The following is a 13,917-nucleotide window of genomic DNA, read 5'->3' on the forward strand; positions in this document are numbered from 1 at the left end:
TGGAGCAACTGATGGCCAGACACGGCGGCGGCTTACGCTTCCAACCCAGCGGTGGCGAGAGAAAGCTGCAGATTCCGGTGGGCAAAAAACAGCGGCTGAACGTCGAACGCCTGTCCAACGATGGGCGCGGCATTGCCTTTGTCGAGGGACGAACCTGGTTTGTCGAGGGCGCCTTGCCCGGTGAAGAGGTCGAGGCGCGTGTGCTGGCGGCGCGCAGCAAGGTGGTCGAGGCGCGTAGCGAGCGGGTGTTGAACCCCAGCGCGCAGCGCCGTGCCGAGCCCTGTGTCCATGCGCGAACTTGTGGCGGCTGCAACCTGCAGCATTTGCCAGCCAGTGATCAGCTGGCGCTCAAGCAGCGCAGCCTCGCAGATCAACTCGCGCGCCAGGCCGGGATCGAGCCGAAGGCCTGGGCGCCCGCGCTGAGTGGTCCCGAGTTCGGCTATCGCCGGCGAGCCCGGCTGGCGGTGCGCTGGGATGCAGGTTCGCAGCGGCTGGACGTAGGTTTTCGTGCCGCTGTCAGCCAGGATATCGTTTCCATCCGTGAATGCCTTGTACTGGTACAACCCTTGCAGGCGCTGTTGCCCGCTTTGCTGGCGACGCTGCGCGCTCTGGAAAACCCCCAGGTGCTGGGGCATGTAGAGCTGTTCAGTGGCTTCGCCGATGCCGTGCTGGTTCGCCACACGGCGGCGCTGGCGTCGGCGGATCTGCAACGCTTGACGGACTTTGCGCGGGAGCAGGGTGTTCAGCTCTGGCTGCAGGGTAAAGGTCTGCCGCAGCCGCTTGAGCCGGACTCTGCGCTGGGGTATCACCTGCCTGAATGGGATGTGCAGCTGGACTGGCGACCCGGTGATTTTGTCCAGGTCAACGCCCCGGTGAACGAGGCGATGATCGCCCAGGCGCTGGACTGGCTGGCGCCCGAAGCCGGGGAGCGGGTGCTGGATCTGTTTTGTGGTCTGGGCAATTTTGCTTTGCCGCTGGCACGCAACGGCGCGGAAGTGGTGGCGGTCGAAGGGGTGGGGGAAATGGTCGAACGTGCCCGCACCAATGCGGTGCGTAACGGCCTGCCCAATGCGCACTTTTACCAGGCGGATCTGTCGAAGCCGCTGCTCGAGGCAGAATGGTCGAATGGCGGCTTTGCTGCAGTGCTGCTGGACCCGCCACGTGACGGTGCCTTGGAGCTGGTCAGGCAGATGTCTACTTTAGGCGCACGGCGCGTGGTTTATGTTTCGTGCAACCCTGCGACGTTGTCGCGTGATGCAGCCGAGCTGGTCCGTCAGGGTTATCAGCTCGAACGGGCCGGTGTGCTGGACATGTTTCCGCAAACAGCGCATGTAGAGGCGATGGCGCTTTTCGTGCGACCCGTGTAGCGGGTATTTTCGGCGGGCGAGTAGCCTGCCAGTTCAACCGACCGATTCCTAGAAATTCGGCGTATTCGACGCAGATACTGCGTAGAGGGAAGGTAAACAGATGGTTCAGGTCAGAGCACTTCAGCCGATCAATACCGACGGCAGCATCAATCTCGAAGGCTGGCTCGATCATGTGCTGGGCATGGTCCCGGCGCTCGACCGTGACGCACTGAGGAAAGCCTGCGACTACGCCCGCGTGGCTGAGCAGCAGGCCAACGCGGCACAGAACCTGTGGAGCGAAGGCACGTCCAGTTACCAGACAGGCCTTGAGATTGCCGAAATTCTCGCCGACCTCAAGCTCGACCAGGAAAGCCTGGTCGCCGCCGTGATCTATCGCGGCGTGCGCGAGGGCAAGATCCAGCTGGCCGATGTCCATCGGCAATTCGGGCCGGTGGTCGCCAAACTCATCGCCGGCGTGCTGCGCATGGCGGCGATCAGCACCAGCCTGAACCCGCGCGAATCCCTGGTGCTGGGTTCCCAGACCCAGGTGGAAAACCTGCGCAAAATGCTTGTGGCCATGGTCGATGACGTGCGCGTCGCGCTGATCAAGCTGGCCGAGCGCACCTGCGCCATCCGCGCGGTAAAGAACGCCGACGATGACAAGCGCCACCGCGTTGCCCGCGAGGTGTTTGATATCTACGCGCCGCTGGCGCATCGGCTGGGTATCGGCCATATCAAGTGGGAGCTGGAGGACCTGTCCTTCCGCTATCTGGAGCCTGAGCAGTACAAGCAGATCGCCCAGTTGCTGCACGAACGGCGCCTGGATCGCGAGCAGTACATCGACAACGTGGTGCAGCAACTGCGTGACGAGCTGACCGCGGCAGGCATCGAGCCCGATATCGATGGCCGAGCCAAGCATATCTATTCCATCTGGCGGAAGATGCAGAAGAAAGGCCTGCTTTTCAGCCAGATCTACGACGTTCGTGCCGTTCGCGTGCTGGTGCCGGAAGTGCGCGACTGCTACACCGCGCTGGGTATCGTGCACACCCTGTGGCGACACATTCCCAAAGAGTTCGACGATTACATCGCCAACCCCAAGGAAAATGGCTACCGCTCACTGCACACTGCCGTGATCGGCCCTGAAGGCAAGGTGCTGGAGGTGCAAATCCGCACCAAGGCCATGCATGAGGAGGCCGAACTGGGCGTGTGCGCGCACTGGCGCTACAAGGGCACCGACGTCAATTCCGGCTCCGACCATTACGAAGAAAAGATCGCCTGGTTGCGCCAGGTCCTCGAATGGCATGAGGAACTCGGCGATATCGGCGGCCTGGCCGACCAGTTGCGGGTCGATATCGAGCCGGATCGGGTCTACGTCTTTACCCCGGACGGGCACGCCATCGACCTGCCCAAGGGCGCCACGCCGCTGGATTTCGCCTACCGCGTTCACACCGAGATCGGCCACAACTGCCGCGGCGCCAAGGTCAACGGGCGCATCGTGCCGCTCAATTACAGCCTGCAGACCGGAGAGCAGGTGGAAATCATCACCAGCAAGCAGGGCTCACCGAGCCGTGACTGGCTGAATCCCAACCTGGGCTACATCACCACCTCGCGTTCGCGAGCGAAGATCGTCCACTGGTTCAAGCTGCAGGCCCGGGACCAGAACGTGGCTGCCGGCAAGGCAATGCTCGAACGTGAGTTGGCGCGCCTGGACCTGCCGCCGGTGGATTTCGACAAGGTGGCGGAAAAAGCCAACCTGAAATCTGCCGAGGACATGTTTGCCGCCCTGGGTGCCGGCGATCTGCGCCTGGCGCATCTGGTCAACCTGGCGCAGCAACTGGTGGAACCGGAGCGTGGCCAGGACCAGCTGGAGCTGATTCCGCGCCGTTCGGCACCCTACAAGCCGGGCAAGCGCGGCGACGTGCAGATCCAGGGCGTTGGCAACCTGTTGACGCAGATGGCCGGCTGTTGCCAGCCGCTGCCGGGTGATCCCATTGTCGGCTACATCACGGTTGGCCGTGGCGTCAGCATCCACCGCCAGGATTGCGGCTCGGTGTTGCAACTGGCAAGCCGCGAGCCGGAGCGGATCATCCAGGTCAGCTGGGGCCCGATCCCGGAGAAAACCTATCCGGTGGATATCGTCATCCGTGCTTACGACCGCTCCGGCTTGCTGCGCGACATCTCCCAGATGCTGCTCAACGAGCGGATCAACGTGCTGTCGATGAACACTCGCTCCAACAAGGAAGACAGCACGGCGCAGATGCAGCTGACCATCGAGATTCCGGGGTTGAATGCGCTTGGCAGGCTGCTAAGCCGGATCTCTCAGCTGCCCAATATCATCGAGGCCAAGCGCCAGCGAGCCACCTGACCTACTGCGCTCGGCCATACTGCGTTGAAAGCCAGTTGAAAAATGCTCATTGGCAACAGCCAACTCCGCTTTTTCAACTGGCTTTCGCCTTGTCTAGCCTTCGCTCGCTACGGTCAGGCTTCACTTGAATCCGTAGGTGAATGTCGCTTTACGCCCACGACGATCACCGCCCATCTTCATCGAGGAATTCATGTACCAACTCAACGATCTTCTGCACCTGATGGCCCGGCTGCGCGATCCGCAGCATGGTTGCCCCTGGGACCTGCAGCAGAACTACGCGAGCATCGTGCCGCATACGCTGGAGGAGGCCTACGAAGTGGCCGATGCCATCGAGAATGGCGACTTCGATCATCTGCCCGGTGAGCTGGGTGACCTGCTGTTTCAGGTCGTCTACTACAGCCAGTTGGCCAGGGAAGAAGGGCGGTTCGATTTTGCCGAGGTGGTGGATGGCATCACCCGCAAGTTGGTTCGCCGCCATCCCCACGTTTTTCCTGATGGCGATCTCTACGGTTCGACCGATCTTCCGCGCCTCGACGAGGCTGCGGTCAAGCGGCGCTGGGAAGAGATCAAGGCCGCCGAGCGTGCGCAGAAAGCCGCCGCGCCGGAGCAGTTGTCGCTGCTCGATGACGTGCCTGGGGCGCTGCCGGCCCTGAGTCGTGCCGTCAAACTGCAGAAGCGCACCGCCCAGGTCGGTTTCGACTGGCCGGATGCCTTGCCGGTGATCGACAAGGTGCGCGAGGAACTGGATGAAGTGCTGGTGGCCATGAGCGAAAACGACGCCGAGGCCATCACGGAGGAGATCGGGGACCTGTTGTTCGTTACGGTCAATCTGGCGCGGCATCTGAAGGTTGATCCTGAAAACGCCCTGCGCGCAGCCAACCGCAAGTTCGAGCGGCGCTTCCGTTACATTGAGCAGGCCTTGCGGGAAGCGGGGCGGCCCATTGATGATTGTGACCTGGAAGAGCTTGATGCCCTTTGGGGCGAAGCGAAGAAGCAGCAGTTGTAATTCGGCGAGTAGGGTGGATGTCGCTTTTCACATCCACCACACTCCGCTCCATGGGTCGATAGACGCGATCCCCACGTCCATTTGAATACGACGAGACGAACCGACACATGAGTCTTTCCCTTCGCGATCAGCTGCTCAAAGCCGGGCTGGTCAATGAGAAGCAGGTCAAACAGGCCGGCAAGCAGCAAAAGAAACAGCAGCGTCTGGTGAACAAAGGCCAGATTGAGAAGGACGATTCGCAGCGTGAGGCCGCCCTCAAGGCCCAAGCCGAGAAGCTGGCGCGTGATCAGGAACTGAACCGCCAGCAGAAGGAAAAGGCCGAACAAAAGGCTCGCGCTGCGCAGATCAAGCAGCTGATCGAAACCAGCCGCCTGCCCAAGTTGACCACTGAGGATTACTACAACTTCGTCGACGACAAGAAGGTCAAGCGCCTGTCGGTGAACAAGCTGATGCGCGACAAACTCTCCAGTGGTTCGTTGGCCATCGTCCGTCACGGCGGCGGCTATGAAGTGATTCCGCGTGAAGCGGCCTTGAAGATTCAGGAGCGTGATCCACGCCGCATCATCCAGCTCAACACCCAGACCGAAGCACCGGATGCCGATGACCCATACGCCGCCTACCAGATCCCCGATGACCTGATGTGGTAAACCGCCGACGGAAGGACGGATAGAAAACGCGCCACAGCTCTCTACCGATAGACCCGATCGGATCGTCCGATTGCCTCAGTGGAGTATCACGCTATGGGTAACGAATTTATCCGTCATTCCGACGAATTCGACATCGACAGGCTCGGTCAGCAAGCCGGTGGCGTACCGGGCGATCCGGAAGAGCCCGGCGTACCGGACCAGCCCACCGAACCCGGCGTGCCAATGGAGCCTGATCAGCCGCCGCCAGCACCGGTGGCCTGAAACTTCGAGGCTGAATGCGAAGCCAGCTGGCTCAGCATTACACGAGCTACCGAACTGAAAGAGGCGATGACCTCTCTAACAGGCAGACGTCGATGTCGGCGGACTTTTCCGGCCGAAGGCGCTTTTTAGAGAGGGGCTGCCCATGACCACCTGGATCATCGCTTACAACAGAGACGGCAATACCTCGACCTTGAAAACCGATTCCGAGCATCGGCCGGATATCGACGAGGCGGTAGAGCTTGTGACCCGAATGGCCCGTCGAGAATTGGGTGAGGGTGATGTGGAGCATGAGCACGATCCCGATCTGGAGGATACGCCGGCTACCCGCCTGGCCGAGCGCTACGGCATCACCATCACCGGTATCACGCAAGCCTGAATGGCCGAAGGCCGATACGCGGCTTCAGCGTACCTGCCAGACACTCCCCTGACCTGTTACGTAAAGGCGCTGAGCGACGCCGGCGCCGATATCCATCATGCCGGTAAAACTGCCGAAGGCCGGCAGCAGGCTGACTCGCTCGCCGATACAGAAACACGGCAAGCGCAGGCTCTGTCGACCACGCCCGTGCAGGCGAAAGGCCGGGTGCAGATGACCGGCCAGGACGTGATGGGTCGGATGCGGCTCGGGTTCGTGCTGCAGGGCAAAGGGGCCGAGCAGCAGCGGTTCAGGCACGACGGTGATCCCCAACTCCACGGGCGGGTCGCCGGCGCGCCGGTCATGGTTGCCGCGTATCAGCGTGATTTCCAGTAACCGATGGCGTCTGCGCCATGCAAGCAATTGAGCATGTGTTTCGGGCGTGCGAGATTCAGGCGCATGCAGGAAATCGCCGAGAAAGATCAGCCCTTGGCTGGGGTACTGCTGCAGCAGCGTATCGAGGCGCTGGAGATTGATTTTGGTGGTCCCTTTCGGCACCGGCTGGCCAAGTCGGCGATAGGCGGCGGCCTTGCCGAAATGGATGTCGGCGATCAGCAACGTCTGTTCGGCAGGCCAGTAGATGGCCTTGTCGGCCAGCAGCCAGAGTTCGGTCCGTTCCAGTTCGATGGGCAGAAAGGGATTCATCGCTGTCCTGATGTTGGCCTCGGGAATTGTCTGCTCGTAGGTTTGATCCATTCGACTGTCGTTCATCGTTGCACAAGGCTGAACGAGTTAAGCCGTTCACCTTGGCTTCGTCCCAGGTGGCGCTGGCGTGCCGTCCTTGCGCTTGCGGGGCTTACGGGCCCGACGGGTTTCACGTTCGACGGTGATGTCGGAGTGGGGTTCGGGCTGGTAGCCGCCGGGGCCGGCGGCCTTGTCCAGCTCGGCGACCATGCGCCGGATTCGGTCGGCCAGTTTTTCCGAACTCATGCTTTCCCGGAAACGTTCGACCATCAAAGGAAAGGCAAGCGGCGTGGTGCGTTTGATCTGGTGTACAGCCAGTCGGCGTTGCTGCAGGCGGGTCAGGGTCTGCTCCAGTCGTTCGATTTCCAACTCCTGGCGCAGCACTTCTTCCTCGGCCTGGGTCAGCAGCAGGTTGGCCGGGTCGTATTGGCGAAACACGTCGAAGAACAGCCCGCTGGACGCCTGCAGCTGGCGGGCACTCTTCTGTGCGCCGGGGTAGCCGGAAAAGACCAGCCCGGCGATACGTGCGATTTCGCGAAAGCGCCGGCGAGCCAGCTCGCTTGCGTTGAGGCTCGCCAGCACGTCGTGCAACAGGTCGTCCGTGTCGAACAGTGTCGGGGTCAGCTCGTGCAGCCAGTCCACGGCGGTGGCTGAAAGCAATTCCAGGCCGTAGTCGTTCACCGCAATGGAAAAGGTCAGTGGCTGGCGCTGGCCCATGCGCCAGGCCAGCAGGCTGGCCAGCCCCAGATGCACATGGCGACCGGCGAAGGGATAGAGAAAAAGATGCCAGCCCTCGCGGGATTTCATCACTTCAGCCAGCAGTGTGGTTTCGCTGGGCAGCGACGACCAGTCCATTTGCACCTGCAGCAGCGGTTGCACCAGACGCATCTCGTCACTGTCGAAGTGACCACGCGAGGCGGCGCCCAGTTGCTCCACCACGGCATCGGCCAGTTCACTGGAAAGCGGCATCCGCCCACCGTTCCAGCGTGGCACCGCTGCCTTTCTGCTGGTGGCGCGGTTGACGTAGACGGTCATGTTCTCCACCCGCACCAATTCCAGCAGCCGTCCGCCGAAGAGAAAGCAGTCGCCGGGACGCAGGCGAGCGATAAAGCCTTCCTCGACACTGCCCAGCGAGCGTCCGGTGCCCCCTCTGGCCCAGAATTTCACCGTCAGGCTGGCATCGCTGACAATGGTGCCGATGCTCATTCGGTGACGCAGGGCGACGCGCTTGCTCGGCACCTTCCACAGGCCGCTCTCGTCGGGCTCGACCCGCTGGTAATCCGGGTAGGCGGTCAGCGAGTGGCCGCCGTGGCGGACGAAGGCCAGTGCCCATTGCCATTGGGCTTGTTCCAGTTCGCGATAGGACCAGGCCTGGCGCACTTCGGCAAAGAGGTCATCTGGGCGGAAACCGCCACCCAGCGCCATGCTGACCAGATGCTGCACCAGCACGTCCAGCGGCTGGTGCGGGGCGCTTCGGGCTTCGATCCGGCGTTCGGCGATTGCCACCTGAGCCGCGGCGGCCTCGATTACTTCCAGGCTGTGAGTCGGCACCAGCGTCACTCGCGAGGTGCGACCGGGTGCGTGGCCGGAACGCCCGGCACGCTGCATCAGCCGCGCCACGCCCTTGGGCGAGCCGATCTGCAGGACCCGTTCAACTGGCAGAAAATCCACGCCCAGATCCAGGCTGGAGGTACAGACCACCGCCTTCAACGCACCCTGTTTCAGACCCAGCTCGACCCAGTCGCGCACTTCGCGGGCCAACGAGCCGTGGTGCAGGGCGATCAGCCCGGCCCAGTCCGGGCGCGCTTCGAGCAGCGCCTGATACCAGCGCTCGGCCTGCGAGCGGGTGTTGGTGAATACCAGCGAGGTGGCGGCTGATTCGATCTCCTCGACCACCTGCGGCAGCATGCGCAAGCCCAGGTGCCCGGCCCAGGGGAAACGCTCGATGCTCGGCGGCAGCAGGCTGTCGATGGCCAATGGTTTGTCGATACGGCCCTGAACCAGCCGGCCCTGAGCGGGGTATAGCAGGATGTCCTTCGCATCCTTCAGGTTGCCCAGGGTGGCGGACAGGCCCCAGACGATCAGCTCCGGTATCCAGCGACGTAGTCGCGCCAGCGCCAGTTGGAGTTGTACGCCGCGCTTGTTGCCCAGCAGCTCGTGCCATTCGTCCACGATCACCATGCGCAGCTGGCCGAAGGCCTGCCGGGCGTCGGCACGGGTCAGCAGCAGGGTCAGGCTTTCCGGCGTAGTCACCAGCGCACTGGGCAGGCGTCGGCTCTGGCGTGCACGTTCGGCACTGCCGGTGTCGCCAGTGCGCAGGCCGATGCGCCAATGGATGCCCAGCTCATCCACTGGCGTCTGCAGGGCACGGGCGGTGTCGGCGGCCAGGGCGCGCATGGGGGTGATCCAGAGGACGGTAAGCGAAGCCGGCTTGTCAGGGCTGGCCGCGACGCTGGCAAAGCGCTCCAGTGCCCCGAGCCAGACCGCATAGGTCTTTCCCGAACCGGTGGTGGCGTGCAGCAGGCCGGATTCGCCTTGACGTATCGCCTGCCAGACTTCCCGCTGGAAGGGAAAGGGCTGCCAGGCGCGGCGTAAGAACCAGATTTCGGCAAGATTGCTGCCTGACGATGGTGAAGCCTCGCGCATGCGTCATACCGTCTGGTGGAATTTTGCCTGCAGACCTTTCCGGTCGGCTCAGATCCCTTTTGTCAGGAAGGGGTCCGGCCTTTTGCAAGCGCCACCAGCTCTGACAGCACACGGACGGACTCTGCTCGAAGCCGATTGCTTAGATCGCCACCAGCCCGCGCACACCCTCGGCTTCCATGTTCTGGCCTCGGCCCTGCTGAACCACCTCGCCGCGGCTCATCACCAGATACTGGTCGGCCAGTTCGGCAGCGAAATCGTAGAACTGCTCGACCAGCAGAATGGCCATGTCGCCGCGGGCAGACAGCTTTCTGATCACCAGGCCGATTTCCTTGATGACCGAGGGCTGAATGCCTTCGGTGGGCTCATCGAGAATCAACAGGCGTGGCTTGCTGGCCAGCGCCCGGCCAATGGCCAGTTGCTGCTGCTGGCCACCGGAGAGATCACCACCACGGCGCTGCTTCATCTCCTCGAGTACCGGAAAGAGTTCGTAGATGAAACCCGGCACTTCCCTGGCTTCCCTGGCGCTGAAACGCGAAAGGCCCATCAGCAGGTTTTCCTCGACTGTCAGCCGACCGAAGATATCCCGGCCCTGGGGCACATAGGCGATGCCGGTCTGCACCCGCTGGTGAGGCTTGAGTCCCGTGATCGGCTTGCCTTCCCAGTTGACTGAACCTTCCCTGGCCGGAATCAGGCCCATCAGGCACTTGAGCAGGGTGGTCTTGCCAACGCCGTTGCGGCCAAGCAGGCAGGTAACTTCGCCGACTTTCGCCTCGAACGACAGGCCGCGCAGGATATGGCTGCCGCTGTAGTACTGGTGCAATTGCTGGACTTGCAGCATGTGCGACTCCTTCACTTGGTGGATAAGCCTCTGGCGTTATCCACCCTACGGTTAGGTTTGCGTTGATGCGGGCATGGGCGTTTGGCGGGCGTAGGGTGGATGACGCTTTATCCATCCACCGCGGACTGCCATGGGTGGGAAAAACGCGTTATCGACCCTCCGGATCATTCACCGCCCCAAATAAACCTCGATCACCCGTTCATCGGCCTGGACCTTCTCCAGCGACCCTTCGGCCAGCACCTGGCCCTGGTGCAGCACGGTGACGTGATCGGCGATGGAGCCGACGAAGCCCATGTCGTGCTCGACCACGACCAACGAGTGCGTCCGCGCCAGTGATTTGAACAGCGTGGCGGTGAATTCGGTTTCGGCATCGGTCATGCCGGCTACCGGCTCGTCGAGCAGCAGCAGGTGCGGCTGCTGCATCAGCAACATGCCGATCTCCAGGAACTGCTTCTGGCCGTGCGAGAGCAGCCCGGCAGGGCGGCGTCGTGCGCCCTCCAGCCGAATGGTGGTCAGCACCTCGTCGATGCGGTCCTTCTGCTCGCCGGAGAGCTTCGCTTTCAGGCTGGCCCACACTGACTTGTCGGCTTTCTGCGTCAGCTCAAGGTTCTCGAAGACCGAAAGCGCCTCGAACACCGTCGGCTTCTGAAACTTGCGACCGATGCCGGCCTGGGCGATCTCGACTTCGCTCATGCGAGTCAGGTCAAACTGCTCGCCGAACCAGGCCTTGCCACTGTCGGGCCGGGTCTTGCCGGTGATCACGTCCATCATCGTGGTCTTGCCGGCGCCGTTGGGACCGATGATGCAGCGCAGTTCGCCGATGCCGATGTACAGATTGAGATCGGTCAACGCCCGGAAGCCGTCGAAGCTGACGTTGATTCCCTCCAGAGTAAGGATGGTGCCGTGACGGACGTTGACGGCCTTGCCGATCAGTTGACCTTTGTCCAGCGGCAGGTCGGCCTGGTAGGTGGCAGCGTTCATTGCTCTTTCTCCTTGCGCAGCAGACCGATTACGCCCTTGGGCAGGTACAGGGTGACGATGATGAACAGTGCACCGAGGGCGAACAGCCAGTATTCGGGGAAGGCCACGGTGAACCAGCTCTTCATGCCGTTGACCAGACCGGCACCCAGCAGCGGCCCGATCAGCGTGCCGCGCCCGCCGAGGGCGACCCAGACGGCGGCCTCGATGGATTGCGTCGGTGCCATCTCGCTGGGGTTGATGATGCCCACCTGCGGCACGTAGAGCGCGCCGGCCAGACCGCAGAGCACCGCCGACAGGGTCCAGATGAACAGCTTGTAGCCGCGCGGATCGTAGCCGCAGAACATCAGGCGGTTTTCCGCATCACGCAGCGCGGTCAACACGCGACCGAATTTGCTGCGTGCCAGGCGCCAGCCGAGGTACAGGCTGCCTACGAGCAGGGCGACGGTGGCCAGGAATAGCGTGGCGCGAGTGGCCGGGGCCGAGATCGAGAAGCCGAGGATGGTCTTGAAGTCGGTGAAGCCGTTGTTGCCCCCGAAACCGGTCTCGTTGCGAAAGAACAGCAGCATGCCGGCGAAGGTCAGCGCCTGGGTCATGATCGAGAAGTACACGCCCTTGATCCGCGAGCGGAAGGCGAAGTAACCGAAGACGAAGGCCAGCACGCCCGGAACCAGCACCACCAGGCACATCGCCCAGAGGAAGCTGGACGTGCCGTACCAGTACCACGGCAACTCGTTCCAGGCGAGAAAGCTCATGAAGGCGGGCAAGCCGTCGCCGGCGCTTTCACGCATCAGATACATGCCCATGGCGTAACCGCCGAGCGCGAAGAACAGACCGTGGCCGAGCGACAGCAGCCCCGCGTAACCCCAGACCAGGTCCAGCGCCAGGGCGACGATGGCGTAGCAGAGAATCTTGCCGACCAGCGTCAGGGTGTAGGCCGAGACGTGGAAGGTGCTGTCTGCCGGCAACAGGTGCAGCAGCGGCATGGCGAGCAGGGCGACAAGTACGATGCCGAGGGCGACGGCGGTGAGTTTCGGGCCGGCCTTTTGCACGGCGGTCAGGGTGAGTGGCTGGTTCAATCGATGACCCTCCCTTTGAGGGCGAACAGGCCCTGCGGACGCTTCTGGATGAACAGGATGATCAGCGCGAGGATCAGGATCTTGCCCAGCACCGCGCCGATCTGTGGTTCGAGAATCTTGTTGGCTATCCCTAAGCCAAACGCGGCGAAGATGCTGCCGGCCAGCTGGCCGACACCGCCGAGCACCACCACCAGGAAGGAATCGATGATGTAGCCCTGGCCGAGGTCCGGGCCGACGTTGCCGATCTGCGACAGCGCCACGCCGCCGAGGCCGGCAATGCCGGAGCCCAGGCCGAAGGCCATCATGTCGATGCGCCCGGTGGGCACGCCGCAGCAGGCGGCCATGTTGCGGTTCTGGGTGACCGCACGCACGTTCAGGCCCAGGCGCGTCTTGTTCAGCAGCAGCCAGGTCAGCAGCACCACGCACAGCGCAAAGCCGATGATCACCATGCGGTTGTAGGGCAGCACCAGGTTCGGCAGCACCTGCCAGCCGCCGGAGAGCCAGGCCGGGTTGGCCACTTCCACGTTCTGCGCGCCGAAGGTGACGCGTACCAGCTGGATCAGGATCAGGCTGATGCCCCAGGTCGCCAGCAGGGTTTCCAGCGGTCGGCCATACAGGTGGCGGATCACTGTGCGCTCCAGCGCCATTCCGATGGCGGCGGTGACGAAGAAGGCCACCGGCAGCGCCACCAGCGGGTAGAACGCCAGGGCGTCGGGGGCGAGACGTGCCATCAGCACCTGCACCATGTAGGTGGTGTAGGCGCCGAGCATCAGCATCTCGCCGTGGGCCATGTTGATTACCCCGAGCAGGCCGAAGGTGATGGCCAGGCCCAGCGCCGCCAGCAGCAGGATCGAACCCAGCGAAAGCCCGCTGAAGGCCTGGCCGAGCAGCTCACCGATCAGCAGCTTGCGCTTGACCTGCGCCAGGCTGGTTTCGGCGGCCTTGCGTACGGCGGCATCGGTTTCAGCCTCATCGGCCAGCAGGTTTTCCAGCCGCACGCGGGCCAGCGGTGCACCGGTCTCGCCAAGCAGGCGCATGGCGGCCAGACGGATCGCCGGGTCGGTCGCGGTCAGTTGCAGGTTGGCCAGCGCCAGGGTCAGGGCTTCGCTCACCGCAGGGTCGTCTTCCGCTTCGAGGCGTTGTTCGAGCAGTGGCAGTTGTTCCGGTGTGGCGCTGCGTTGTAGGCGCTTGGCAGCACTGAGGCGCTGTGCGGGGTCGTCGGCGAACAGCTGATGGCTGGCCAGTGCGGTGTTCAGCAGCCCGCGCAGGCGGTTGTTCAGCCGCAGTTTCTTCAGGGTACCGGCGGGTTCGGCGTTGCCTTCAAAGGCACGGTAGCCGCCGTTCTCTTCAATGAACGGGGTCTTGTCATCGTCAACGGCGATGCGGTTGGCGCGCAGGGCTTCGATCAGCGCCAGCCGCTCGGGCGCAGGCGCGCTGGACCAGGCCTCCAGCAGCTTCGCCTGTTTGGCAGGGCTGGCCTTGGCGTAATCGGCTGCATCTCCGGCGTTGACGGCCCAGGGCAGGGCCAGCAGGAGCAGCAGAAGTAATCGGTGAAAGGCAGTGTTCATCTTTGCATTCCCCAGAGGGCGCCGAGTGCTCTCTTGTTGGAGCTTGCGGCGTGGAAAGGTGGATGAAAAAAGCGTCGACTCCGCGTC

12 protein-coding genes are annotated in these 13,917 nt (G+C 63.0%); 6 read left to right on the forward strand and 6 right to left on the reverse strand.

Going from position 1 to position 13,917, the window contains the following annotated elements; translation table 11 throughout:
• Positions 1–11 precede the first annotated feature (11 nt).
• The 6 genes from rlmD (at position 12) to NAV32_RS14405 (ending at position 6,001) form a co-directional block, all read left to right on the forward strand.
• A complete protein-coding gene (gene rlmD, locus NAV32_RS14380) occupies positions 12–1,367 on the forward strand; it encodes a 23S rRNA (uracil(1939)-C(5))-methyltransferase RlmD (RefSeq protein WP_256053481.1) in 1,356 nt (451 codons plus the stop codon).
• 100 nt (positions 1,368–1,467) lie between these two features.
• Positions 1,468–3,711: a GTP diphosphokinase gene (gene relA, locus NAV32_RS14385; protein ID WP_256053482.1), complete on the forward strand. Its 2,244-nt coding sequence runs from the start codon at positions 1,468–1,470 to the stop codon at positions 3,709–3,711.
• Positions 3,712–3,901: 190 nt separating this feature from the next.
• Positions 3,902–4,717: a nucleoside triphosphate pyrophosphohydrolase gene (gene mazG, locus NAV32_RS14390; protein ID WP_256053483.1), complete on the forward strand. Its 816-nt coding sequence runs from the start codon at positions 3,902–3,904 to the stop codon at positions 4,715–4,717.
• Between the two features lie 107 nt (positions 4,718–4,824).
• Complete coding sequence (locus tag NAV32_RS14395) at positions 4,825–5,364, forward strand: DUF2058 domain-containing protein (RefSeq protein WP_256053484.1); 540 nt, start codon at positions 4,825–4,827, stop codon at positions 5,362–5,364.
• A gap of 93 nt (positions 5,365–5,457) precedes the next feature.
• Positions 5,458–5,625, forward strand: a complete 168-nt coding sequence (locus NAV32_RS14400) for a hypothetical protein (RefSeq protein ID WP_256053485.1) — start codon at positions 5,458–5,460, stop codon at positions 5,623–5,625.
• 142 nt (positions 5,626–5,767) lie between these two features.
• A complete protein-coding gene (locus NAV32_RS14405; protein WP_256053486.1) occupies positions 5,768–6,001 on the forward strand; it encodes a hypothetical protein in 234 nt (77 codons plus the stop codon).
• Positions 6,002–6,025: 24 nt separating this feature from the next.
• On the opposite strand, the gene pdeM is transcribed toward NAV32_RS14405, so the two are convergent.
• From pdeM to urtB, 6 genes are all read right to left on the reverse strand, one after another.
• Positions 6,026–6,682 (reverse strand): ligase-associated DNA damage response endonuclease PdeM, encoded by a 657-nt coding sequence (gene pdeM / locus NAV32_RS14410; RefSeq protein WP_256053511.1) that lies wholly within the window; start codon positions 6,680–6,682, stop codon positions 6,026–6,028.
• Positions 6,683–6,778: 96 nt separating this feature from the next.
• The gene (locus NAV32_RS14415; protein ID WP_256053487.1) at positions 6,779–9,367 is read right to left on the reverse strand and encodes a ligase-associated DNA damage response DEXH box helicase; all 2,589 of its coding nucleotides are present in this window, start codon (positions 9,365–9,367) and stop codon (positions 6,779–6,781) included.
• A 139-nt stretch (positions 9,368–9,506) separates the two neighbouring features.
• Positions 9,507–10,205, reverse strand: a complete 699-nt coding sequence (gene urtE, locus NAV32_RS14420; RefSeq protein WP_256053488.1) for an urea ABC transporter ATP-binding subunit UrtE — start codon at positions 10,203–10,205, stop codon at positions 9,507–9,509.
• 168 nt (positions 10,206–10,373) lie between these two features.
• Entirely contained in the window at positions 10,374–11,186 is an 813-nt protein-coding gene (urtD, locus tag NAV32_RS14425) for an urea ABC transporter ATP-binding protein UrtD (RefSeq protein ID WP_256053489.1), read from the reverse strand.
• Positions 11,183–12,262: an urea ABC transporter permease subunit UrtC gene (urtC, locus tag NAV32_RS14430; protein WP_256053490.1), complete on the reverse strand. Its 1,080-nt coding sequence runs from the start codon at positions 12,260–12,262 to the stop codon at positions 11,183–11,185. Before urtC ends, urtD begins: the two co-directional genes overlap by 4 nt.
• On the reverse strand, positions 12,259–13,830 hold the full coding sequence (gene urtB, locus NAV32_RS14435; RefSeq protein ID WP_256053491.1) for an urea ABC transporter permease subunit UrtB: 1,572 nt from the start codon (positions 13,828–13,830) through the stop codon (positions 12,259–12,261). The genes urtC and urtB overlap by 4 nt, the downstream gene beginning before the upstream one ends.
• Positions 13,831–13,917: the final 87 nt, after the last annotated feature.

The organism is Stutzerimonas stutzeri, assembly GCF_024448695.1.
Lineage (GTDB): Bacteria > Pseudomonadota > Gammaproteobacteria > Pseudomonadales > Pseudomonadaceae > Stutzerimonas > Stutzerimonas stutzeri_T.

Bases quoted from the DNA above. Each gene is read 5' to 3' on its own strand.
- urtE (WP_256053488.1), bottom strand. From the start codon at position 10,205: ATGCTGCAAGTCCAGCAATTGCACCAGTACTACAGCGGCAGCCATATC.
- NAV32_RS14405 (WP_256053486.1), top strand. From the start codon at position 5,768: ATGACCACCTGGATCATCGCTTACAACAGAGACGGCAATACCTCGACC.
- relA (WP_256053482.1), top strand. From the start codon at position 1,468: ATGGTTCAGGTCAGAGCACTTCAGCCGATCAATACCGACGGCAGCATC.
- mazG (WP_256053483.1), top strand. From the start codon at position 3,902: ATGTACCAACTCAACGATCTTCTGCACCTGATGGCCCGGCTGCGCGAT.
- urtB (WP_256053491.1), bottom strand. From the start codon at position 13,830: ATGAACACTGCCTTTCACCGATTACTTCTGCTGCTCCTGCTGGCCCTG.
- NAV32_RS14415 (WP_256053487.1), bottom strand. From the start codon at position 9,367: ATGCGCGAGGCTTCACCATCGTCAGGCAGCAATCTTGCCGAAATCTGG.
- NAV32_RS14395 (WP_256053484.1), top strand. From the start codon at position 4,825: ATGAGTCTTTCCCTTCGCGATCAGCTGCTCAAAGCCGGGCTGGTCAAT.
- rlmD (WP_256053481.1), top strand. From the start codon at position 12: ATGGCCAGACACGGCGGCGGCTTACGCTTCCAACCCAGCGGTGGCGAG.
- urtD (WP_256053489.1), bottom strand. From the start codon at position 11,186: ATGAACGCTGCCACCTACCAGGCCGACCTGCCGCTGGACAAAGGTCAA.
- pdeM (WP_256053511.1), bottom strand. From the start codon at position 6,682: ATGAATCCCTTTCTGCCCATCGAACTGGAACGGACCGAACTCTGGCTG.
- NAV32_RS14400 (WP_256053485.1), top strand. From the start codon at position 5,458: ATGGGTAACGAATTTATCCGTCATTCCGACGAATTCGACATCGACAGG.